This window comes from Acinetobacter sp. 802_lipA (assembly GCF_058242885.1).
The window spans coordinates 23787-48502 of record NZ_JBZAYP010000002.1; the positions used below are offsets into that span (position 1 = coordinate 23787).

Here is a 24716-nt window from a genome sequence, read left to right on the forward strand (position 1 = left end):
CGAGAAAGAAGTATTAAAGTTTATACTAAATATTTGCTTTATTACTTCAATCTTGACCTTTCTAAAGGTGAGATAGAATGTCAAAAAATCTAAAGGTGAGATAGAATGTCAAAAAAGTTAAGTCATATACTCTTAATTGGAGTTGGTTTATTTTCATCAACTTGGGTAATGGCGGCAGTTAAAGAATATGATTTAACAATCGCTGAACAAACTGTAAATATCACAGGAAAACCAGTTGAGAGAATTACTGTAAATGGTAAATTCGTTGCACCACTTCTTGAATTTGAAGAAGGTGATGAGGCCGTTATCCGTGTTCACAATAAGTTAAAAAATCAGGACTCTTCAATCCATTGGCATGGCTTATTATTACCTGGAATTATGGATGGTGTACCTGGATTTAACAAATTTCATGGCATTGCCCCTAATAAAACGTATGAATATAAGTTTAAAGTCCGCCAAAATGGTACTTATTGGTATCATTCACATAGTAAAGGACAAGAACAAGACGGTTTATATGGTGCTTTTGTTATTTATCCTAAAGATAAAACTCCACTAACAGCTGCTGAAAAAACCGATAAAGATTACGTTGTTTTGCTTTCTGATTTTCATAATTCAACAAGTGATCAAATTATGAAAAATATTAAAAAAGAAGCAGACTACTATCAGAACCGCCGCGAAACAGTATTCGATGTATTAAAACAAGTTAAACGTGATGGGCTAAAAGCGACTTGGCAAGACCGTTCTATGTGGAATCAGATGCGAATGCTGAAAACAGATATGTCCGATGTCACAGGTTATACATTTTTAATGAATGGCAAGACACCTCAGCAAAATTGGACGGGCAACTTCAAAGCTGGTGAAAAAGTTCGCCTTCGTTTTATTAATGCTTCCGCTATGTCATTCTTTGATGTACGCATTCCAAACCTAAAAATGACTGTAGTCAGTGCTGATGGTCAACCTGTAAAGCCCGTTCCTGTAGATGAGTTCCGTATTGGTACTGCTGAAACTTATGATGTCATTGTTGAACCGAAACAAGCCCATTATCAAATCGAAGCTGAATCTATTGATCGTACTGGATTTTCGGTTGGAACCTTACATGAAGAAAGCAGACCAGCAGTCAAACAAATTGAGATGCCTAAGCCTCGTCCTCGTTCTTTATTGACTATGGAGGATATGGGGATGGATCATGGCTCTTCATCTGGTATGAACCATGATATGTCTTCAATGCCAAATAAGACATCTGAAGACCATTCGATGCATGGTATGAATCACGATATGTCTTCTATGAAAGGTATGGATCATGATATGTCTTCAATGAAAGATATGAATCATGATATGTCTTCTATGAAAGGCATGAATCACGATATGTCTTCTATGAAAGGTATGGATCATGATATGTCTTCTATGAAAGGTATGGATCATGATATGCCGATGAATAGCGCTACTGTTAAGGCGGCTTCAGACAAGAATGATAATACCGTATTTGGATGGGCAAATGCTTCAACACCTGAAGGTAATAAAGCATTGCAATATAGTGATTTGCAATCGTTAGATCCTCAAAAAGACACTCGTGCAGCTGAACGTGAAATAGAGATCCGTCTTGGTGGAAACATGGAGCGTTATATTTGGACAATAAATGGTAAAAAATTTAATGAAGCCGACCCACTAGTGGTGAAGTATGGTGAACGTATTCGCTTAAAATTTGTCAATGACAGTATGATGGCTCACCCAATGCACTTACATGGCATGTTTATGCAGCTTGAGAATGGTCAGGATCCAAGCAATATGCCAAACAAACATACGGTAATTGTTCCACCTGGGAAAACGATAACCACTCTACTCACAGCTGATGAGTTAGGTGAGTGGGCTATTCATTGTCACCTGCTTTACCATATGAGTGCAGGAATGATGAATAAACTCATTGTAGCTCAAGTGGAAGATGGTAATTCTACAAAGACTGTTCCTCAGTCCCAAGTAAATGAGAAGGGAGTAAATCCACATGCACATCACTAATAATTTGTTTTCAAAAACAACTTTGATGATTGCGCTATTTGGATTATCAAATCTAACGTTCGCTCAAAATGAAACGCCTGTACAAGACAGTAATATTACAAAAAATATGAAAATTCTTTTACAGGAGTCTGGTGGCTTAAGATATAGCCCCCAAGAATTGTATCCAGAATATTATTCAATGGAAAATGCAAATGGGGGAGATAATATTATTCTGACCGCAAGAAAGAGATCAGCCCCATCTAATGATGATCATCTTAAAGAACATGGCGGACAAATTTATCAACTAACAAGACTTGAAAATGCATGGATAGTTGATGAAGACGGTAAGGGCAACCTAGGAACAAAGTTTGATACTTTAATTGGGACAGATGAAAATCGTCTATTTATTGAAGCAAATTTGGACAAAGCAGAAAGCAATGATCCTAAATATGATGTATCTGCACTTTATAGCCGTAATGTAGCACCCTTTTGGGATGTACAAGCTGGTGTAAGATATAGCGAAGATAAAAATAGCAGCAACAGTGATCGAGTTGATGGTGTTATTGGTGTATTAGGATTAGCTCCTTATTTCTTTGAAACACAAGCTTATTTATACGGTGGCGAGAATAACTTTTGGGGAGCAAGTTTTGAATTAGACCGTGATTTGCTTTTAACTCAGAAACTTATTACTCAACCTTATATCGAAGCAGATGTAGTATTTAGTGATGATTCTAACTATGCTGCAAAATCAGGTTTATCAGAACTAAAAACTGGTATCAAAACCCGATATGAGATTACTAAGCGAATTAAACCTTTCATTGATGTTGCTTACCAATATGAAAAAGGACAGAAAGCCACTTCTATGCAAGAGGCAACAGAGTCTGAAAAGGGATGGAAATATGGTGCAGGCATCGAATTAGTTTTTTAAAATAGTATGATTTGGATTCATGAATGGTAGCTTCGGCTACTATTCATGAATTATTACTATTTATTTTCGAATCTGTAAAACTAAAAAAGCTTAAATTTTGGTCTTATCTCTATGCAGTGGTTAAAAACATGCCTATCGCTGTTTTTATCATTTGCTATCCTTTTAGTAGGATCGGCTGCTGCTGCTTCGTCTGTACATAAGCGGTGTTTAATGCCATCTGAACAGATGAAATCCATGCAAATGGAAGCATCTCAAAACCAGGATATGATGCATACCGACTGTATGAAAGTTGAAGCAAAGGTCAAAAAAACGCTACATGATCCTTCCTGTATGTCTGAGCAAGATTGCATTATGTCTTTTGCCAAAATTGCGTACGCCAGTGATCCTCAAAGCATTTTGCACTCAACGGTATTCTCACCCGTAGAGCGATCAGTCTTTTATTTTCCAGATCAAAATCTTCCTGCTCCATACCCTTCAGGTTTATGGAAGCCCCCACGCTCTAACTAATTTGATAATTCTTCGTCATTCATAGAGTTTTCTATGGATGTTCTACACGTGCGCGTGTATATCATTTTAGAGCTTAAAATATGAACTTTTATAAAGAAAAGCTATCCCCGGGGGGGAGATGGCAGATAGCTACGATCTGTTTCTCTTTGATCTATGGTCAAGCTTATGCCGAGCCACTGACATTGGATACAGCTTTGAAGCTTGCTGAGCAATATGCACCTACCCTAAGAGCAAATAGTGCTCAGATTGAGGGAGCTGAGAATATGGTTTCAGCTTCAGGTATTTTACCCAACCCTAAACTATTTGTGGGCTTAGAGAATTACCCTGTATCCGGTGATGCTGCATGGTCTGTTACTCAAGATGGCATGACCATGCAGAAAATTGGTGTTATGCAAGATTTTCCAAACCGCGCCAAAAGGCAAGCCGATGTAGAGTTAGCGAAAGCTGAATTGGGTTCAGCCAATGCTCAAACTGAGATTTTACGTATTGAGTTACGACAGAAAGTCGCATCAGCATGGTTTAAGCGCTTTTATCTTGAGAGAAAATTGGCGTTATATGATGATCTTTTCTCAGAAAATCGCTTGCTTTCTCAAATTTCTCAAACACAAGTTACTTCGGGTCGAACTATGGTTGCTGATGCACTTGATCCAAGACTTGAAAGTAATGTTCTACTCGATCAAAAAGATGATTTACTTCGAGATTTAAAAAAGGCCAAGTTAGAACTACATCGACTGGTAAGTGCAGAACCAACTGAAAACATCTCTCAAATTGAAACCTTATCTACCCAAGCACCAATAATCTCTCTTGATACATCAAAGTTGTATCATCACTTGCACCAACATCCTGAGTTAAAAGCTTATCAGGCTGAAAAGAAAACGGCTGAAGCAAAACTTAGGCAAGCTCAAGCTTTGCAAAAACCAGATTGGGGCATTGAGTTTGCTTATCAGCATCGAGCACCTGAGTTTGGCGATATGATCGGTGTGCAACTCACAACTGAACTCCCTGTTTTTTCAAAAAAACGGAGTGGTCCACTCATTCAAGCAGCTTTAGCTGAACAAAACCGGATTACTGCCGATCAAGAGGTTAAGTATCGTGAACATCTCACCTTGTTAGATGAAGGGTTATCTGATCTTGACGCTCTTGACCAACAAATTAATCGCACGATGCAAAAGAGTATTCCTCTTGCCAAACAAAAAGTGGGTTTACAGTTAGCAAGTTATCAAGCGGGGAAAACTAATTTGACCAATATCATTACCGCCCGACAAGCTCTTCTAGAACAACGATTGCGTCTCATTGATCTTCAACAACAACAGGCAATTACAACAGCACAACTCTATTTTACTTTTGTCGAACCTACCTTAAATCATGTTGAGGGGCAGCCATAATGTTAAAAAATAAACTGGCAGTGACTGTCATGGGTATTGCTGCAATTAGTTTGGCTGTAGGCGGTGGTACTGGATATTGGTTTGCACAACAGAACGAGAGTCCTCAATCGACATCGGCAAGTCAGCAACAGGATGCCAAAGTATTGTATTGGTATGACCCTATGAAGCCAGAACAGCATTTTGATAAGCCAGGCAAGTCTCCATTCATGGATATGCAATTGGTGCCTAAATATGCAGACGAAAATACTGCGATGACGGATGAAAGTCGTCCTACAGTCAAAATAGATCCATCTCTTCAACAAAATTTAGCCATCCGTTACGGCACAGTTGAACAGGCTGTAATTGGAAATGCCATGTTTACTAATGGCATATTACAGGCTAATGAACGGCAAACAGCTATTTTACAAACTAGAGCAAGTGGCTTTGTTCAGCGAGTGTATGGGCATGCTGTAGGAGATATGGTAAGGCAAGGGAGTCCTATTGCTGATATTTCAATACCCGAATGGACTGGAGAGCAAACTGAATTTTTAGCTGTGCTCCGTACTGGAGATCGTTCCCTTATTCAAGCAAGCCGTCAACGTTTGCAGCTTTTAGGAATACCACAAAATGTGATTCATCAAGTTGAGCGAACTCGTCGAGTGCAATCTAATATAACTTTGCAAGCTCCCATTAGTGGATTTATTGATTCACTAGAAGTCCGCAATGGAATGGCTTTAGCTATGGGGCAAACGCTGGCCATCATTAAAGGGATTAACCCAATCTGGTTAGAAGCAGCAATACCTGAAACACAAATTGCTGGGATAAAACGAGGAAGTAAAGTCGAAGTTACTTTTACAGCATACCCTCAAATAGTCTCGGGTAAAGTAATTGATATCTTACCTACCTTAGATACTACTAGCAGAACCATAAAAGTTCGTATTGAATTACCTAATAAAGAGGCACAGCTCAAACCGGGGATGTTTGCCTCTGTCAAACTATCTAGCAATCCTCAAAGCAGTTTAATAGTTCCAGAGCAGGCTGTTATCCGTACAGGCACCCGTAATATTGTCATTGTGGCTCATGAGCAAGGACGTTTTGAACCTGTTGTTGTTCAGTTAGGGCAAAGTGATGGAAATAAGATTGCAATTTTAGAAGGTTTGAAAGTAGGTCAAAAAGTTGTAATTTCAGGACAATTCTTGATTGACTCTGAAGCAAATTTACAGGGCGTACTCGATAAGCTGAATACTGGAAAATCTATTACCCCCTCTCAAGCAGTTAAGACATCAAAATATCAAGGCATTGGAAAAGTTGAAAAAGTCACAGCTCAGGAAGTTACTATTTCACATCAGGCTATTCCTGAGTTGGGCTGGGGTGCTATGACCATGAGCTTTAAACAGCCCGTACAACCATTTACCCGAATTCAGCAAGGTGACCAGGTCAATTTTAGTTTTACAAAAGTTGGAGATGCTTATGTCATTTCTGACATTTCAAAGATGTCTATGGCATCTTTGAAGAACTAACGGGAGAACTATTATGATCGCCCGTATTATTCGTTTTTCAATTTTGAATCGTGTATTTGTCTTATTGGCAGCTTTAATTCTGGCAGCTTGGGGTGTTTGGGCTGTAAAAAATACTCCGGTTGATGCTTTACCAGATTTATCTGATGTGCAAGTGATTGTCAGAACTAATTACCCAGGTCAGGCACCACAAATTGTTGAAAATCAGGTGACGTACCCTTTAACAACAACGATGTTATCAGTACCTGGTGTTAAAACTGTTCGTGGTTATTCTTTTTTTGGTGATTCATTTGTATATGTCATTTTTGACGAACATACAGACCTCTACTGGGCACGGTCACGTGTTTTGGAATACTTGAATCAGATACAAGGAAAAATGCCTGCGGATGCGAAATCATCATTAGGGCCAGATGCTACAGGGGTTGGCTGGATTTATGAATATGCATTAGTTGATCCAACAGGACAACATGACCTTTCACAACTGAGAAGCATACAAGACTGGTTTTTAAAGTATGAACTAAAGACATTACCCAATGTGGCTGAGGTTGCTACTATTGGAGGGATGGTTAAACAATATCAAGTTGTTTTAAACCCAAGCAAAATGGCGTCATTAGGTATTACTCAAGATAATGTCATTGAAGCGATTCAAAAAGCTAATCAAGAAACGGGTGGTTCAGTCTTGGAAATGGCTGAAACCGAATATATGGTACGAGCCACTGGTTATTTAAAAACATTAGATGATTTTCGCCAGATCCCACTACGGACAAATCGTTTTGGTGTTCCAGTTACTTTGGGTGATATTGCAACGATACAGCTTGGACCAGAAATGCGTCGTGGTATCAGTGAACTGAATGGACAAGGTGAAACTGTTGGTGGCGTTGTGATTTTACGAGCAGGTAAAAATGCACGTGAAACTATTGCTGCTGTTAAAGTAAAGCTCGCGGAATTACAACAGAGCCTACCAAAAGGTGTGCAGGTGGTTCCCGTATATGATCGTAGTCAATTGATCGATCGGGCTATAGAGAATCTCAGCCATAAATTGATTGAAGAGTTCATTGTGGTGGCTTTAGTCTGCGGACTGTTTCTATGGCATTTACGTTCAGCAATGGTGGCTATTGTTTCTCTACCACTTGGGATTTTATCGGCTTTCCTGGTCATGTATTATCAGGGGTTAAATGCCAATATTATGTCTCTGGGTGGTATTGCCATTGCGATTGGGGCCATGGTCGATGCTGCGGTGGTAATGGTAGAAAATGCACACAAACATATAGAAGCTTGGCAGCATGAGCATCCTGATCAAATCTTAGCACCACAAGAACGTTGGGATATTATTGCTCGGTCAGCCAGTGAAGTTGGTCCAGCTTTATTTTTCTGTCTACTCATCATTACCTTATCCTTCATTCCTATTTTCACCTTGCAGGCACAAGAGGGACGCTTGTTCTCACCATTGGCATTTACCAAAACTTATGCCATGGCAGCGGCAGCTGGTTTATCCATTACGTTAATTCCAGTATTGATGGGGTATTGGATCCGCGGGAAATTACCCTCAGAACAACGTAATCCACTAAATCGTTTTCTCATCAAAATATACGGTCCTATGTTGGATAAAGTTTTAGCTTATCCAAAGACGACATTACTGGTTGCATTGCTTATTTTTCTAGTGAGCCTTTACCCTCTGACCCGTTTAGGTGGAGAATTTTTACCTAAAATGGATGAAGGCGATTTACTATATATGCCGTCGGCTTTACCGGGATTGTCCGCAGCCAAAGCTTCTGAACTGCTACAGCAAACAGATAGGATGATTAAAACCATTCCGGAAGTTGCAACGGTATTTGGTAAGGCTGGACGAGCTGAGTCAGCTACAGACCCAGCGCCTTTGGAGATGTTTGAAACAACAATTCAATTTAAGCCTCGATCTGAGTGGCGTGCTGGGATGACACCTGAAAAATTGGTGAAAGAACTTGATAAGGCAGTTCAGGTGCCGGGTTTAACGAATATTTGGGTACCGCCTATTCGTAACAGGATTGATATGTTGGCGACTGGGGTTAAAAGTCCCATCGGAATTAAAATTTCAGCAAACAATTTACAAGATATTGATCGGGTCGCACAACAAGTTGAACAAGCAGCTAAAACGGTATCTGGTGTTAGCTCAGCTTTAGCTGAACGGCTCACGGGTGGCAGGTATATTGATGTTGATATCAATCGTATGCAAGCTGCACGATATGGTCTTAATATTGATGATGTACAGCAAATTGTGTCATCAGCGATAGGTGGAAAAAATATTGGTGAAACTGTTGAGGGATTAGCAAGATATCCTATTAATGTACGTTATCCACGAGAGATTCGAGACTCACTGGAAGCTTTGAGAAATTTACCTGTTGTTACCGAGTCAGGTCAGCAAATTATCTTAAGTAGCGTTGCCAATATCCAGATTACAGATGGCCCTCCAATGCTGAAGAGCGAAAATTCCCGCCCTAGTGGTTGGGTCTATATTGATGTGCAAGGACGTGACTTAGCTTCAGTTGTACAAGATTTGAAACAAACCATTGATTCGCAAGTCAAACTTTCTCCTGCTATGAGCATCAGCTATTCAGGCCAGTTTGAGTTTATGGAACGTGCAAATGCTCGACTAAAAGTAATAATTCCAATTACTTTGATGATCATTTTTCTATTGCTCTACCTGATCTTTAGACAAGTACAAGATGCTGCTCTGATTATGTTGACTCTACCTTTTGCCTTAATTGGTGGTATTTGGGCCATATACTTGAGTGGCTATAACTTTTCAGTGGCAATTGCTGTTGGTTTTATTGCACTTGCCGGTGTTGCCGCAGAGTTTGGAGTGGTCATGCTATTTTATTTAAAACAAGCGATAGATCATACCCAACAACATTTACCTTCTTCAGCAGCGTCTTTAACGGTGCAACAACTCAATGATGCAATCCGAACAGGAGCTGTACTACGCGTTCGTCCTAAAGCCATGACGGTTGCCGTCATTTTGGCAGGCTTAATTCCTATACTTTTAGGGACTGGGACAGGTTCCGAATTGATGAGCCGTATTGCTTTACCTATGGTTGGGGGCATGATTTCAGCTCCTCTACTGTCAATGTTTGTTATCCCAGCTGCATATCAGCTTTTAATCAAAAGAAAACTATCAACACATTGATCGTTTTATTATTTCGTCTAAAGAGGTTTTATTATGTTGAAATTCATGAAAATTATTGCTCTTGTTACCACTATTGCTGCATTAAGCGCATGTAGTAAAAATGAAGCATCAGAGCAGAAGAAAGCAGACGCACCTATGGAGCAGATGAATAAGGAGTCTTCTACCGCTACAACGGCTCAAGCCGTTGGGGTGATTACTGCTATTGATACGAAAGAAAATATTTTAACACTCGACCATGAAGCAATTCCTGCGATTAATTGGCCAGCAATGAAGATGGGCTTTAAAGTTGCTGACCCATCCTTATTAAATGGTTTAACTGTAGGAGATAAAGTTGACTTTGAATTAAAAGCAGAAGGAGAAAATTATATAGTCATCACTGTGAAGGCTAAAAATCTATAACAGCCTTAGTATATGATGCCAGTAGTGCTATATCCTTTAGACGCTATTGGCATTTTTATAGAAGTTAAATAAGATCGCTTTAAAAATTCCAGTTTATATAGTTCAATTCTTGAATTTTATTTTATCAATTCCACTGTAAGGCAAGAAAGCATTTGAACCGTACCGGGTTTGTCGGAGAGTTTTTTATTTAAGTTAGGCCACCTGACCTAACGGGTTAATCTTATCATAGTACATTGCTTCAAAATCAAAAGGTGATACATAACCTAGTGCACTATGTACACGCTCTTTATTGAACCAATCTACCCAATTTAGTGTCGCAAGTTGTACATCCGCTAAACCTTGCCAATCTGCTTTTAGATATTCAATCACCTCTGTTTTGTATAAGCCATTCACCGTTTCAGCCAAAGCATTATCGTATGAATCACCAGTTGTACCGACTGATGCCCGTAAATTTGCAGCTTCTAAACGATTGGTATAGCGAATAGAAAGATATTGAGAGGTGGTCCCACATGTTTGAACAACTAAAAGCTTATTTATAAGTGATACTCTGCTCTAGTTAAGCTACCTTATTTTGTTGTGGTAGCTGGTCATAGTAAAACTCATCTGGAGTCATTTTGTCCAGACTCGAATGAGGTCGTTTCAAATTATAAAATTCAAAATATGCGTTTAATTGCTTCTTCGCATCCAAAACATTGCTGTAGGCTTTGAGATACACCTCTTCATATTTAACGCTCCGCCATAATCGTTCAACCATCACATTATCAACCCATCGACCTTTACCATCCATACTGATTTGAATGCCATTTGATTTCAATACATCAATAAATGCATCACTGGTAAACTGACTGCCTTGGTCTGTATTAAATATTTCAGGTCGACCATATTTTTCAATAGCTTCATTTAATGTTTCTATGCAAAATGTAACCTCCATACTAATCGATACTCTATGCGCAAGTACCTTGCGGCTATGCCAATCAATCACAGCACATAAATAAACAAAGCCTTTTGCCATAGGGATATACGTTATATCCGTAGACCACACTTGATTACTGCGCTGAATAGCCAATCCTTTGAGCAGATATGGATATTTGCGGTGAGCTTGATTAGCCTGGCTTAAATTTGGTTTGCAATATAACGCATTAATGCCCATTTTCTTCATTAAAGTACGTGTATGACGTCGTCCTATATGATGTCCTTGACGATTCAACAAATCACGCATCATACGGCTACCTGCAAAAGGGTATTGCATATGTAATTCATCAATACAGCGCATCAGCTTCAGATCTGATGCACTCACAGGTTTTGGGCGATAGTAATAACAACCACGGGAGACTTTCAGCAGCTGAGCTTGCTTAGATACTGAAATCTGAAGTGAGTCATCGATTAACTTTTGTGGTTGAAGCGGCCCAGTTTCTTCAACACACCTTCTAAAAAATCAATTTCTAATGCCTGCTCACCGATTTTTGCATGTAGTTTTTTTAGATCGATGGGTGGTTCTGTTGGAGCTTTTGATTGATCGAAAGCTTGCGAGGAAGCTGAAATCAGTTGATTTTTCCAGTCGATAATTTGGTTTTGATGAACATCAAATTCAGCACTCAATTCAGCAAGTGTTTTTTCTGCTTTAATCGCAGCAAGTGCTACCTTAGCTTTAAAATCATTTGAATGATTTCTTCTTGGTCTACGTGCCATAAAATACTCCATATATTGATGTTTATAACATCATTTGGGGAGCAAAATATCACTTATAAGTGTTGTTCAAATTTCCTGATCCACCTCTCACCCTGGTCATATTTTTCATCGTGAGGAACGTATCGGCAGTCAGCGATGCTGGACTGTAGAGGCCGCGAGTGAATTTTTTAATCAGCTTTATCATTTTGTCAAAAACACATTAGCCAATACTCAAGCGAATCTGATCGAGAAGCTGAATGCTTACAGCATTTGGATGTGGCATCTTTCCTTAATCTGCCTGACGGTACGTCCAATAGTCGGCATGCCGGGGTTACTCAAACATTACGATCCTAAGGCACAACTGCTTTATGTGCATGATAAAAAAACTGATTCACGAAAAGTAGGACGTCCTGTTCCTGTTACAGGCTACTGGCAGGATCATTTCAATGCATATCGAAAATATCTGACGCAAACCATCGAGACACTCGGGATAACTAGTTTTAAAGTGAAATTGGAAAACGATGGTTTTATGCTCTATGTCATCTCACATCCTCGGATCAAGTCCCAAAAAGGTCAGGTGAATCTTGCGGAAGTCGTGGAGCATTTGGAGTTACAGCCCATGTCTGCTGATTTTGTCACGAATTACCTTAAAGAGACCGTGCAGATTTATAAAAACTGGCCAAGGCATTTCACTAAAAATCATCTCGCCTTGAGTGGTGACATTCACAATACGCTATATACCCATGATAAGCAAAGCATGGGATTCAGTCACATTTCTGGATTAAGCCCTTATCTCTACAAACACGACATTCAGCAGCAAGTTAAAAGCTTGCTCAACAAACTAGAAATCGCAAAGCTTGAAGTGCTTTAAAGGACCATCTTGTGCTTGATACATCACTCGTTACGCAATTAGAAAATGCCATTAAAAGAGAAATCGCCGACATTTTTAAGGAAACTTCTCAGCTGATCACTGCTACATACACAGATGTAAATTCTGACCTTGCTCAAATTGATTTTAAGTGGCTTGACCAGCAAATTCTGGACAAGTTCAATATCCATAGAGCAGTTTTAGAGCAGCTCTGCCAAATATCCAAATTTAAGGACAATGCTGCAGATTACCTTCAATTCTGTTTTAAACAAGTGAAACAGATTTGTAAGGAGAAAAACCAGCAGTGGCAAAAGGATTACCCTTTCTATGCCGAGAGCTATGAGATTAAGTTGCCCGATTGGATCGTCTACACACCTAAACGTCTAGACAACGTTTTTTCAGGACGAAAGTTACAGCAGGGTACTATGCTCGTCGAGGTAAAAGAAAAACTGTATGTGAATTGGGCGGATTATCTCAAACAACAAACTCAAGGTATCCTCTTAGACTCTACGGCTAAAGAGCAACAAAAATTAGTGAATACCTTGTTTGAATGTCTGTGTATTTCATTAATTTTTGATCAGGGATGCATGCAACCTGAACGACTGATAGCCATTCATGATGCGATTTTTCATATGAACCTGGATAGTGGCTTGCTTCCGATCTATTCAGGTGACGAAAAGGTTCAAAAAGCTTATGTCTTTTCATACACGTTGCCCTCGACAAAGTATGGCAACATCTATCGTCAGGATGGCGAAGAAGAGGCGGAGTTATGGCAAACCCAAAATATTTATTTCAATGCCTTTGCGATGCTATGTTATCGACGGATTCAGGAGCTAATCAATAGATCGCAAGGGCATCAATTACAAAGCACTTCGCCATTGCTGTGCTGGGAAAAAGAACAGAGTGAAATTGAAACGGGGAATCAGCCTGAAGCCTTACTGCTAGAAAAACTTAAAATCCATTTAAACATTGTACTGAATATGGCGGAGGAGGGGGACTCTAGAAAAGCACGTGAGGATCAGCAGCCATTTACACAGCTTAATCACGTGAAGCTATTTTTAAAAGGCTTGGAAAAGACCGGTTTTGCCATTTTTAAGCATATGGATTATGTCTTGTGGCAAGAGATTCCTAATCTGGATGTGAACCGTACCGGGTTTGTCGGAGATTTTTTTATTTAAGTTAGGCCACCTGACCTAACGGGTTAATCTTATCATAGTACATTGCTTCAAACTCAAAAGGCGATACATAACCCAGTGCACTGTGTACACGCTTTTTATTGAACCAATCTACCCAGTTTAGTGTCGCAAGTTGTACATCTGCTAAACCTTGCCAATCTGCTTTTAAATATTCAATCACCTCTGTTTTGTATAAGCCATTCACCGTTTCAGCCAGAGCATTATCGTATGAATCACCAGTCGTACCGACTGATGCTCGTAAATTTGCTGCTTCTAAACGATTGGTATAGCGAATGGAAAGATATTGCACACCTCTGTCGGAATGATGAATCACATTCTTTGGCATGCCTCGATCGTGCAATGCTTGCTCAAGTGCATCGAGCACCATATCTGTATTCATCCGTGTAGATACTTTCCATCCAACAATTGCTCGTGAGAACACATCAATAATAAAGGCGGTATAGACCCAGCCTGAATTTGTTTGAATATAGGTAAAGTCAGCAACCCACAAGTGATTAGGCTGATCAGCTCTAAAATTCCGTTTCACCAAGTCATCTGCTCGTTTTTGGTCATCTCGGCTACGGGTGGTTTGTTTGTTCTTACCTCGCCAAACACCTTGTATACCTAGTTTTTTCATTAATCGAGCAACAGTACAGCGTGCAATAATATAGCCTTCACGTTTTAATTTTTGCCAGACTTTACGTACACCATATCGACCTGAACTTTCCTTCCAAATTCGTTTAATCTCCTCAGCATGATGCAAGTCATGTAAATCTCGCTTTGCTCGATGTTCCCTTGCGAAGCAATGCTTCTCATCGCAGAGATCTAGAGTCCGGTAATAGGTTGAAGGTGCGATCGGTAAAATTCTACAAATCGCATCAACACCATATAAGTCTTTATTGTTATGGATGAAATCCACCATTATTTGTGTGGGCGGTCGAGCTCCGCCTGGGCGAAAAAAGCGGCTGCTTTACGTAGAATTTCATTGGCACGCTTTAATTCTTTAATTTCACGTTCCATTTGCTTCATTTTTTCTTGATCAGATATCTGTTGTACTTTAATAGGATTTTGCTGATCTAAATGCTTTTGATGCCAGGCACGAAGTGTTTCAGGAGTACAACCAATCTTAGGCGCAATTGCTGTGATTGCAGCCCAAGTAGAAGGATAATCTTTTTCAGATTCAATCAATAATTGAACCGCTCTTTCTCTGATTTCAGGGGTATATTTTAATTTTGTCATCGGGGTAGTCTCTCAGAATATTGACTCTCCGACAAACCCGGTACGGTTCAATGTGTTAAGTACCAGTGTACTGAACAATCAGATCATCACTTCGCCTTTAATCTATGAGCAGTATACACAGCTCTATGATCAACCCGATTGCTGGAAAACTATTCAAGCTAGAATCAAAAATCTTGAAAAAAAGCCTCAAGTCTTAGACTTGGAGATGCCTACAGTTACAGTCAAAACATTTCATGATCGACGAACCGGTCAACGTCATGAGCTGAAATCCTGGCTTTTATCTTTTCATCAGGATATCAAACCCAAACAGCTTGCGGATCAACTCCAAGAAAGCATCCAAAAATCTGAGGACTATAAATCTGCGTATGAGGCTGGAAATGGCGAGTACCTAGATTATGTAGTGGCTATTGCACATTTACGCGTGTGTCAGTGGTTAGAAAACGAATTTGCTTATCATGGGAAAGCAGCGATTAAAGTCTCAACAATCAAGCGTTACTATAGTAGTTTTGTGCTTGACCTACTTTGTTATGTTCTAGAACAGCAGATCAATCTAGATACAGCCACTGAAGAGCAGTTTGAGGAAATGTATCGCACGATTGTTGAAGAAAAACTGCTGAATGATCAGAAAAATCATAAAACGACCGCACAAACCAACAACAATAAAAAATACAATACCTCGGGTTATGCCTTTGATCGGCTGAAAGCCTTTCACCAATACTTAGTCAAGAATCATCGTGCACCGATTGTGCAATATTTATATGAACGTCAAAGTGACGGTTTATTTTTAAAAACCAGACTCATTAGTCCGCAGATGTTTCAATTGATGATACGGATTCTTAGAGAATACCCAGAAGCTTTGGGTCTGACTGAGCAGGATGCAACCTGTCTAGAATGGGTCTATACATTGGCATTTAGACTGGGCTTGCGTATTGATGAAGCTGCCGGGATCTGTATCGATGATTTTGTATCTCCGCAGTTACGAAAACATCCTGACAATCGACAGCTCTATTATGTGTTTGAATCCGCTTTAGATCAGCAGAAAGACGATCGATCTCACCATAAAATGAGAAAAACAATGGGTGATATTGATGATCTCACCCTTAGGATTCGTCTAAATTCTGAGCGTGATCTGAAAAGTGATAATGCCACGCGTCAGTTTGATTTAGCTTATTTTTTAGCACCGGACGAGTTCACAGGATTTTGTCGCTTTTATCAAAACCAGTTACCTGGCTCTAAAGCGACTGCAGCAGTCTGCAATAGAAAAATCAAACAGCTCTTTATGCTGGGTGAACAACCTTTATCCAGTACAAATTTATCAAAAATTACCCAGTTACTGTTTAATACTGTATTAGGGACAAACGATCATCAATATACCTTTCACGCTTTCAGGCATAGTACCGCTTCACATTTGGCTATCCTTTTAAAAGGCAGCATAGCACTGGTACGTTGTTTTACTGACTATGATTCCGAGTTTGGGCGTAATAACACTAAATATAAAAAAATTGGAAGAATAATTTATTAAATTATTGTTTTTATGTGGTTATTGGTGATGTTATGAATAATAATAACTTTTTTCTTGATGAATTTTACCTAAAAAAATTGATCAGATAATTTTCTTTAAATGTCATGCATACATAAATTTGACAGTTTGAAGGGATCGGTATGTGCATTTTTCACAAGGTTAAAGATCGACCATAAATGTGATAAACGGCAGAGGATCATTGAAAAATGAATGGATTTAAACACTACATGTATGCACGAAAAAAAGTATCGCTGCGGTTCTGCTGACAGGCTGTATTGAGCATTGAATGCAAATGATGTAGTAATTGTCTACAGGCTATAGGACCAGCATGAAGAAGAATGAAATGTAGTTGCCAATTTATAACCTTGGTTGAAAAGCATAGCATTGTTATTCGGAGAAGTGAGGTAAGCCATCCTTCTCTTATTCATTTAAAATGATTCTTACTCAACTGATCTCGACTCATGGGCTGGTTCCAATTAGACGGATAATAACTTCCATCCCCTATCTTTTTCTTACCACATTTCTTGCATTTAATCCCTTCTTTGGAGATTTGATTCAGCATCACTGTTGTCGGTTGAATCAAATCAATGACATAGTTCGTTGGTTCAGGAAAAGCAGAAGAGGCTGCTTTATTGCAAAAGAGAACATTCGGATCAAATGGATTGGATTGCACAAAAGCCATGATACAGCCACAGAGTAATTCACCTGCATGTAATCTGTAACATCCATTCAGGTCATCAGACGAAGATTAATCTGAAATTTAAGCACTAAACGCCATAAATCTATGTATGGGCAGACTTTTTTGAGACATATGTTGATAAACATGCGGCAAGTTACATTGCTTAAAAGTCTATCTAAGTTAACGATCTATTCAATTCTGGATAAGTAATCTGAATATTACGATCCTAAATTACCCGAAGAGTATTAAGATTTCTAAGAATCGTGATTGTTGGTTTATTTGGGAAATTAATCAGTGGATTGAAGCAAAGATGATGGCTCATTAAGGATTGTGGGCTTCGACTACTTAAATTTTAGGTATTTTGAATAAAGCATATTTCAAAAATCTTAATTAATGGATTTAAATTACCATAAAAACCTTCAATATTGGCTTGAATCCATTGTTGTTGAGAGTCAATGCGAGACCAATCAATACCATAACCACAATGAGCAATCAGATGCTCAAAGAAAATCCGTTGTGTACGTCCATTACCTTCACGGAATGGGTGTATGACATTAAGCTCACAATACAAGTCGGCAAGTTGAGGAATCAGTTGTTGTGGTGCTAAGCCTTGAAAGTATTTTTTTTCTTGAAGCGGTTTGAGTAGTTTATTGGTTTCAATTTCAATACGGGAAAAATTACAAAAACGGGTGTCACCTTTGGAAATATCGATTTGTCTTAACTTTCCTGCCCAGTCGTATAAGTCGCCAAAGAGCTGCGCATGAATTGATTTTAAGTATTGTAAGTCGTAAGGTGGTTCAGCATATTCAATTAAGTTACTTGCCAATCCAGACAGTTCTAGTTCAGCTTGTTCTAAAATTTGTTCATCATGAATATTGAGTTTGTTCTTTAGGATATTTGTGCCAGGGTAACAATACAGGCTGTCACCCATTTCCCCATATTTATCCATACATGCACCTGACTAAGTTTCGGGTTGCGAATACTTCTTATATTTTTGCAAGATTTCAGCTTTACTTTGTTGAGTTGTTTGAGCTGTCGTTGTAATGCCTTCAAGCTTTAGGCTGGCTTGATAGTTTTGCGCACGTGTCGCTTGAATATATTTTTTTTTCTGTTCAGTGGTTCTGAGCATTTCGAAACTCCATTGATGCTACACGTGAAGTAAGTATAGCAGAGAATCTTTTTGATCAATGCTGCATACACAGCATTTCAAAATGTAATACAACGGTATTGTTTCATGTAATAACAGAAAACTAAAAAAAAGTGGAAGAATTTTTAAAATTTAGACCACCCATGATAAGTAAACCATATGTATTTGTTGATAATTGTAATTTTGAGAAAATTTAGTTGATAAATTAAATGAATTTTAATATACAAAGATATGCTCATTTTTTATATCGATAAAAATGTTAAAATTTGACTATTTAGTAAAAAATATAGAGATATTTATGGGGCAATTTATCATGCCCTTTTGCTTTGAGCGACAAAATGTTCAATTTAAGATAGTAAAAATTAAATCAGAACTACTGAAAATCAAAAAGATTAAACAGAGCCAGAAAGTAGTAGTACAAGCAAAGTTCAAAATAATCTATGTGAAAATTTGGCAAAAAATATTGCTATTAATGCAAACGGAGCCATGCTTACGTGTACATTCTAATTATGTTGCAATCTTACAGTTGATACATAATCTTGATGATTTTATCGAAAAATCACAGCAACACTTGTGCTTTGAGAGAAAAGCTCAGAAAGAGCTGGATGCTAAATTTTTTGCTAGATTTTTTAAGCTGACAAAGAGTTCAATAAAAGATCAACTTTTACCAAATTGTTCAGATCGTAATGAATTTAACCAATGCAATTTGATAAAAAATTAAGCGAAAGCGAATATGCCAAAGATTGAAACAGAAGAGCAATTCTTAGATTTAGCAGAAAAATTCCAAAAAGATTATTGTTTATTACGCAATCATGTTGTGAATACACAATTTATTGATCTATCAGATGATTTGTATAAAGAAGTCTACGCGCTATACAAATTAGCACAACAAATTTATAGCTATATATCAGGCTCCAGACAGATCGGTAAGTATTATTTTTTGGCTGCTTTGAGTTATTTTTCATGTCCGAATATTAGTAATACTCAAGAGTTGTCGTCTGTACGTTATTTGATTTTGCAAGCGAGTTTTTTAACATATCGGCAGTATCAAGAATTTGCAAAAATTGATAAAGCTGAGAATAAGCAAAAACATGTTTGTGACCTATTACGCTATGTCTCACGATATGTGCTGGATTCTAATAATGCTGAATTATTTCATGAGTGTAGTAAGCTGCTAAATTGTTATGTCACGTACGAACGTAATTTGAAAAAAGAGGATCGTAATCAACTTTTTAATATTAAAGATTTCAAACAAGTACAAGTCATAGAGTATTTATCGGCTCTATTAATAATTTTTAAAAGACTAGATGATCGTCGTGTTGTTCATCGTCAGCGTAAGTCAAAAAAAAGCAAAGTTTTGAAATGGCCCACTAAAAATGAACTCAAAAAATTTCGTGAAATAAAATCAGGTAAGCATGAAGATATCGGACATAACGCAAAGATCAGTTTTTATGATGCCTCTCTTCACAAAGATGAAGATCGTGAAATTGAGTTATTGGACACTGAAGTAGAATTATACTCTGAAGATGAAAAAACTAAAAATTTTAATCATTTAATTAGTGATTATGCTGCGTATTACACGCGGCATCGCCAACGCCGTCATGCGCCATTTATTACAAATCCACATTATTTGGCGCCAGATATACTGAAGCAAATTGTTTATGTGTTGAGAACTGAGTTAAATAGGGACTGGAATGATGCTGCAATCGCTGCAGCATGTTTATTGTCACTTTTGACGGGATTATCACCCGTCGCACTGATGGATTTTAACGAGCTTATTCAAGATGGAATTTTGATCCAAAATGGTTCAAGTAGACGTCGCGAATATTTACTCAAATTAAATCTTAAAATTACAGAGCAGAAGATTAAGAGCTTAAATGATGAGCGATGGAATGAAGTGATGACACATCAACTACATTTACCTTCTGCTTGGTTTGACTATATAGAACAAGCATCGAATCCAATAATTTCTTCAACAGACATTAATACAAAACTTAAGAATTGGCTTGATAATCGGTTTGTAGGTTCGATCACTGTTGAAAAACTGCAGGCTCAATTATATTTTCATATATATTATGAAACGTATAATGAATATCTAGCTCATGTAATTGCTGGGCGGGATAGTCAGCATCACATGCCTGGTATCTATTATGGAGGGCTACCGAAAGCTCAACTCAGTAGCACATATCTAGCCTTTGTAGAAACAGCACTTACACCACATTCCTCGGAATTTACTGAAGACACGGCTGAACTAAAAATATTGCAACAACAATTCAAAGTGCAATCTGCATTATCTATCGGAAGGATAGGGAGCCAACTGGCACTTGAACCCAGTTTTGTGAAAGAGCAATTTGCTTTTTTACATAAACATTGCCAAGAAAATATTCAAAAAGATCAACATATCATTAATCAACTGAATGCATACGCATGTTGGATGTGGCATATCAGCTTGTTGAGTTTGGCAAGTCGGCCTAAAGAAAACCTGTTGGGGAATTTGGATGATTATTGTGTTGAGCTCAAGCTTTTATATGTAAACGATAAAAGAAATAGTAAAGCAAGAAAAGATGGTCGTTTTATCCCATTATCTGATTTTTTCATAAAAACACTGCAAAATTACACAGTCTTTTTAGAACAAATTATTGAAGCGTACGGTTCGTTTTTTAGACAAGTCTTTACAAAGAAAATTACTGTAAATGATCTTTTTGGCAAGTTCATTGATAGTAAAGATATCTTGCCGATAACTGTCAAAGAGTGGCAGAGCAGAAAAATTAAGTTAATCCCTTTATCTCGAAACTGGGTAAATTTATATATGGAAGGAATCTTTCCAAAGAATATGTATTCGAATTGGTTACGTCATTTTGATATGAATTTTTTGATGTATGCAGAAGAAAAAGAAGAAAAAGAAGAAAAAGAAGAAAAAGAAGAAAAAGAAGAAAAAGAAGAAGAAAAAACTGCTTTAGCATTCCATTTAATACAGGCTCTTTATGGTCATGATCAACGTGACCGAGAGGCTTTTCATCCGCATTCTTCACTTATTCCGAATGTCTATGTACAGCAAGCCCGCCAGCAATTGCAAGATAATGTCAAATTTTTATCGATTAAACACTTAGAGCGAAAATAGTTGTATGCAAAAAATCAAAGAACTAATAAAACCGCAACTAGATGATCTATTTGTTGATATTCATAAATTGGTGAAAAAGTCGCTAGATAGACAGCCTTCTTCACCTGAAGTATTGACGAAAGACATGCAGCAAAAACTTGATCAGCAGATCGCTGAAAAATGGCATGACATTAAAGATAGTGTTGATTGTTTGAGTCAAAAGTTGAGCCGAGACGAACAATCAAAACTGATGCAATTTACTGAAGATGAATTTAATAAAAGAAGGAAGCAATTCAACCAGAATGTAGATAAAAAATCATACAGAATTAAGCTAAATCCACATACTAAACGGATCGTACTGCCTAGAAAAATTGAGAGTACAGAGTCACGGTTAGAACAGGGGCATCTACATATCCATGTAGTCAAGGAATTAAGGCAGTATTGGCAAGATTCATTTGAATATTGGGATGAACCGAAGTACTTATGGGGAAATTTATGCTTAAGTTTTATATATATTTCAGGCTGTGCAGATGAACAGCATTTGATTACTATTCAGAAACAATTGCAGGATGCCATTGAGCTTGGTAAAAATTTGAATTGTTTTCGGTTATACCATTCTGATTATCAAAAGATTACTAATCCATTGTTACTACATTATCGTGTTGAAAACTCTCAATATGGCAACGATGTAGAAAAGGGAAAGTTGTACCAATGGAAACATGTTTTTTTTAACCCATATGCGCAGTTCATTTTACAATATTTAAAAAAGTTGAAAGCCACTCAGAAAGAATTTTGTCTGCAACATTCAGTTGAAGATTGTATTTTAGAAAGCTTGAGTAAGATAGGCAGGAAAAAAAGTCTTGGGGATCTGCAATATCAAATTAAACGCCGTGGATTTCGTGCATTTAATGATGTGCAAATGGTACTCGAATTTAATCCAAACCTCAGCATAGATATATTTTTGAGTAATGTGCTTCAGCAAGAGATTAATACTGTTGCTTTAAGGCCATCCGAATTTAGATTGCTGTGGAATAATGATTACAATCAAGTCACAGAACCAGATAATCGCCCTATTCATTTTGAACAAGAGCAGTTACTTCCTGAAGTTCCGACTGTTCAAAGCAAATTACAAACGATTCCGTATGAGTTGATGTTGTTTGGTCAAAAGAAACGTAAAGGTCAAAAAGTTGAGCGTTTAGATAAAAAGAGGAATAAAGAAGAACGCACGCTACGTTTTTGGCAAGAAACTAGAAGGGTGTTAGAGGAGAAGATAGTTGATGCTAATACGGAGGAAAAGTCTTTAATTGATGCTCAACTACGCTTAATTCACTGGTTAATGCATTTAAAAAAACGAGGGCTTCAATTATCAACTATTGAAAGCTACTTAGGATCGTTTGGCAAAGAATTTATATTTGAGATTTGGCTCAATAAATTAGATTTAAAGCAACAATCCATAGATGACTATGAGGATTTATATCGGCAGCTATTGAAATACAGCAGTGAACGTGATGAAAAAGCAGTTCAACGAGATTCGGTGAAAGGAAAAACCTCTCGTAAGATGCACCAAAGCGCAGAATACCGTTTTGGTCGCCTAAAAGATTTTCATCAATTCTGTATAGAGAATTATGATGCTCCAGGGGTATTGGTGTTACAGAATTCAAGTTTTAAGCATTTACAAATTTGCAATGCACGGCTAGTGAGTCCTTTGCTATTTGGCAAATTATTGGAAAAACTAGAAAATTTAAGTCAAGAGCCAACGGCATCAGAGTGGGTCGATCATCTGAGTTGTTTAAAGCTGATGTATTTACTAAGTTATAGAACTGGACTTCGATTAAATGAAGTTCGTTGTCTTAAAATACAAGATATTATTTGCCCAGAGTTACTTTGTAAAGAAAAAGAAAATACAGCTTTTAATAATATCACGCTTCATATTCAGAACAATTCATATCGCCGTCTGAAAACGCAAAGTGCAAATCGTCAAATACCTTTGAAAATTGCATTGTCAGAACATGAGTTTTTAGTAGTACAACGTTACATACAACATCGTTATGAGCAATATTTGGTTAATCAGCAGGATGATCTACTTTTTAGTGTGAATCATCGTGTATTAACTGATCAATGTATCAGCAAAATTACAGTAGATTTGTTTAGTCAAATATTAGGTATGCATCATGGCTTTAGTTTTCATACATTACGCCACAGTGCTGCTAACTATCTAGCAATAACTTTGCTCGGTTCAAAAGAAATGATCAAGACCTACACAGATTGTCCTTGGGTAAAAGCAAAAAAGATGAGGGATTTATTGTTTGGTATGAAAGCACGTGCTCAAGAAGAGATTATTCAACATAAATGGCAGGTGCTCGCCTCTTGGATGGGGCATAGCAGTATTGAGCAAACGGCTTCAAATTACCTTCATGTTTTGGATTTATTAGCAGTCGATCGAATTTATAATTCGCCGTGTATCATTTCAAAAAAAGTATTAGAACAGTGTTTTAGTCCAGTGAAGTCAAGTACAGACTACATAAACCTAAATCGTTATACTCAGCAGCAGAAATGGTTTAATTCTTATCAGCAAACACAGCCAGTTACGATGGCTGGCCGACAAGAAAAGAAGTTTAGTATAGAGAAGAGTACTCTGACACCTTTTCAACGTTTGATAAGTTTTAGAGAAGGTCGTTTAAGCGAAGATACCCAAGCTCAAGAATGGATGCAACGATGTCAATGGATGAGCACTAAATGGATGGATCGCCAAAAATTTAATTTAAAAACGAATTATGTTTATAGTAAGAATTTAGAAGAGAGTTGGTTTGATGAACTTTACGAAAAGGCTAAAAAACTGACTCGTCCAGATGAAATAATTCCTCTCCTTGATTTTCATTATAAAGATGATAGGCAGCAAGATGCACTGAAAGAAAAGAACATGGTTAAGGCGCTTAAAATATTATTATTATTTGGAAAACTGCGTAAGAATTTTCTACATTTTCAATGCCGAATGAAAGGTGATGAGCAACAAATTGTTAATTTTATTACTGGTATAGAGCCAATGTTAGGAGATCATCTGTATTTAGAAAAACAAAACTACCCAGTTAATTTGGATGCTCCTGAGCGAACCGTTAAATTTAGTTTTCAAAGAGTTGTCGGCTCTAACAAAAAAAATGTTACTCCGCTGGTTATATTTAATTTAATGTTAAAAATGATGCAAAAAGATGAACTCTGGATCAAATAGCCTAAGCATGTTAAAGGGGAATTGTTTAGAAATTTCCCTGTTTATAAGTAAACTGCCTTTATGAAAAGCACCATGCTGACTTGGATTAATAAGCGGAATGTAGTATCACAGTTTGATCGCTGGATTTACGAAAATGGTGTGAAGATTAGCGGTATGGTAAATCGATGAGCTAAAGTGTTGTAGTCCAAACTCGATCTGACAATTACCCATTTTTTAGTGTGC

The 24716-nt window shown here is 37.7% G+C and carries 18 protein-coding genes, 1 pseudogene and 1 other annotated feature; of the genes and pseudogenes, 13 read left to right on the forward strand and 6 right to left on the reverse strand.

The features are described from left to right. Positions 1-105 precede the first annotated feature (105 nt). From AC4CU3_RS17835 to AC4CU3_RS17865, 7 genes are all read left to right on the forward strand, one after another. Positions 106-2013, forward strand: a complete 1908-nt coding sequence (locus tag AC4CU3_RS17835; RefSeq protein WP_279045235.1) for a copper resistance system multicopper oxidase — start codon at positions 106-108, stop codon at positions 2011-2013. Then, positions 2000-2920, forward strand: coding sequence for a copper resistance protein B (locus AC4CU3_RS17840; protein ID WP_279045237.1), 921 nt, complete (start codon positions 2000-2002; stop codon positions 2918-2920). Before AC4CU3_RS17835 ends, AC4CU3_RS17840 begins: the two co-directional genes overlap by 14 nt. Positions 2921-3031: 111 nt before the next feature. Further along, on the forward strand, positions 3032-3427 hold the full coding sequence (locus tag AC4CU3_RS17845) for a hypothetical protein (RefSeq protein WP_002071399.1): 396 nt from the start codon (positions 3032-3034) through the stop codon (positions 3425-3427). A gap of 80 nt (positions 3428-3507) precedes the next feature. Continuing rightward, a complete protein-coding gene (locus AC4CU3_RS17850) occupies positions 3508-4812 on the forward strand; it encodes a TolC family protein (protein ID WP_004726739.1) in 1305 nt (434 codons plus the stop codon). Next, positions 4812-6311, forward strand: coding sequence for an efflux RND transporter periplasmic adaptor subunit (locus tag AC4CU3_RS17855; RefSeq protein ID WP_004726737.1), 1500 nt, complete (start codon positions 4812-4814; stop codon positions 6309-6311). Before AC4CU3_RS17850 ends, AC4CU3_RS17855 begins: the two co-directional genes overlap by 1 nt. Before the next feature lie 13 nt (positions 6312-6324). Then, on the forward strand, positions 6325-9471 hold the full coding sequence (locus tag AC4CU3_RS17860; RefSeq protein WP_171265366.1) for an efflux RND transporter permease subunit: 3147 nt from the start codon (positions 6325-6327) through the stop codon (positions 9469-9471). Positions 9472-9504: 33 nt separating this feature from the next. After that, positions 9505-9870, forward strand: a complete 366-nt coding sequence (locus tag AC4CU3_RS17865) for a copper-binding protein (RefSeq protein WP_004726733.1) — start codon at positions 9505-9507, stop codon at positions 9868-9870. A gap of 192 nt (positions 9871-10062) precedes the next feature. Here the strand turns inward: AC4CU3_RS17865 and AC4CU3_RS17870 are convergent. Both AC4CU3_RS17870 and AC4CU3_RS17875 read right to left on the reverse strand, forming a co-directional pair. Next, positions 10063-10365 (reverse strand): annotated as a pseudogene (locus AC4CU3_RS17870) (IS3 family transposase); the annotation flags it as partial. 61 nt (positions 10366-10426) lie between these two features. Next, positions 10427-11559, reverse strand: a protein-coding gene (locus AC4CU3_RS17875; RefSeq protein WP_228255337.1) for an IS3 family transposase whose coding sequence is annotated in 2 segments (ribosomal slippage) — positions 10427-11307 and positions 11307-11559 — 1134 coding nt in all. Because the reading frame shifts where the segments join, the coding sequence is not laid out codon by codon here. A gap of 253 nt (positions 11560-11812) precedes the next feature. Here AC4CU3_RS17875 and AC4CU3_RS17880 point away from each other — a divergent pair. Together AC4CU3_RS17880 and AC4CU3_RS17885 are read left to right on the forward strand one after the other, a co-directional pair. Beyond that, positions 11813-12409, forward strand: coding sequence for a hypothetical protein (locus tag AC4CU3_RS17880; protein ID WP_279044957.1), 597 nt, complete (start codon positions 11813-11815; stop codon positions 12407-12409). An 11-nt stretch (positions 12410-12420) separates the two neighbouring features. Next, a complete protein-coding gene (locus AC4CU3_RS17885; protein WP_490738474.1) occupies positions 12421-13584 on the forward strand; it encodes a hypothetical protein in 1164 nt (387 codons plus the stop codon). 1 nt (position 13585) lies between these two features. On the opposite strand, the gene AC4CU3_RS17890 is transcribed toward AC4CU3_RS17885, so the two are convergent. Next, positions 13586-14820, reverse strand: a protein-coding gene (locus AC4CU3_RS17890) for an IS3 family transposase (RefSeq protein WP_490738342.1) whose coding sequence is annotated in 2 segments (ribosomal slippage) — positions 13586-14544 and positions 14544-14820 — 1236 coding nt in all. Because the reading frame shifts where the segments join, the coding sequence is not laid out codon by codon here. After that, positions 14429-14545 (reverse strand) — a sequence feature (AL1L pseudoknot). Its footprint overlaps the gene before it by 117 nt. Positions 14821-14872: 52 nt before the next feature. On the opposite strand from AC4CU3_RS17890, the gene AC4CU3_RS17895 reads away from it, so the two are divergent. Then, a complete protein-coding gene (locus AC4CU3_RS17895; protein ID WP_490738475.1) occupies positions 14873-16342 on the forward strand; it encodes a hypothetical protein in 1470 nt (489 codons plus the stop codon). A 424-nt stretch (positions 16343-16766) separates the two neighbouring features. On the opposite strand, the gene AC4CU3_RS17900 is transcribed toward AC4CU3_RS17895, so the two are convergent. The 3 genes from AC4CU3_RS17900 to AC4CU3_RS17910 all read right to left on the reverse strand — a co-directional run bounded on the left by AC4CU3_RS17900 (position 16767) and on the right by AC4CU3_RS17910 (position 18150). Beyond that, the gene (locus AC4CU3_RS17900; protein ID WP_004726728.1) at positions 16767-17024 is read right to left on the reverse strand and encodes a hypothetical protein; all 258 of its coding nucleotides are present in this window, start codon (positions 17022-17024) and stop codon (positions 16767-16769) included. 349 nt (positions 17025-17373) lie between these two features. After that, entirely contained in the window at positions 17374-17970 is a 597-nt protein-coding gene (locus AC4CU3_RS17905; protein ID WP_004658347.1) for a putative adenosine monophosphate-protein transferase Fic, read from the reverse strand. 12 nt (positions 17971-17982) lie between these two features. Next, positions 17983-18150, reverse strand: coding sequence for a YhfG family protein (locus AC4CU3_RS17910; RefSeq protein ID WP_002125865.1), 168 nt, complete (start codon positions 18148-18150; stop codon positions 17983-17985). A 274-nt stretch (positions 18151-18424) separates the two neighbouring features. Between AC4CU3_RS17910 and AC4CU3_RS17915 the strand changes: the two genes are divergently transcribed. The 3 genes from AC4CU3_RS17915 to AC4CU3_RS17925 are packed head-to-tail and all read left to right on the forward strand — an operon-like array spanning position 18425 to position 24494. Continuing rightward, on the forward strand, positions 18425-18889 hold the full coding sequence (locus AC4CU3_RS17915; RefSeq protein ID WP_490738476.1) for a hypothetical protein: 465 nt from the start codon (positions 18425-18427) through the stop codon (positions 18887-18889). Between the two features lie 12 nt (positions 18890-18901). Continuing rightward, entirely contained in the window at positions 18902-21289 is a 2388-nt protein-coding gene (locus AC4CU3_RS17920) for a hypothetical protein (protein ID WP_490738477.1), read from the forward strand. A gap of 4 nt (positions 21290-21293) precedes the next feature. Next, positions 21294-24494, forward strand: coding sequence for a tyrosine-type recombinase/integrase (locus tag AC4CU3_RS17925; protein ID WP_490738478.1), 3201 nt, complete (start codon positions 21294-21296; stop codon positions 24492-24494). Positions 24495-24716: the final 222 nt, after the last annotated feature.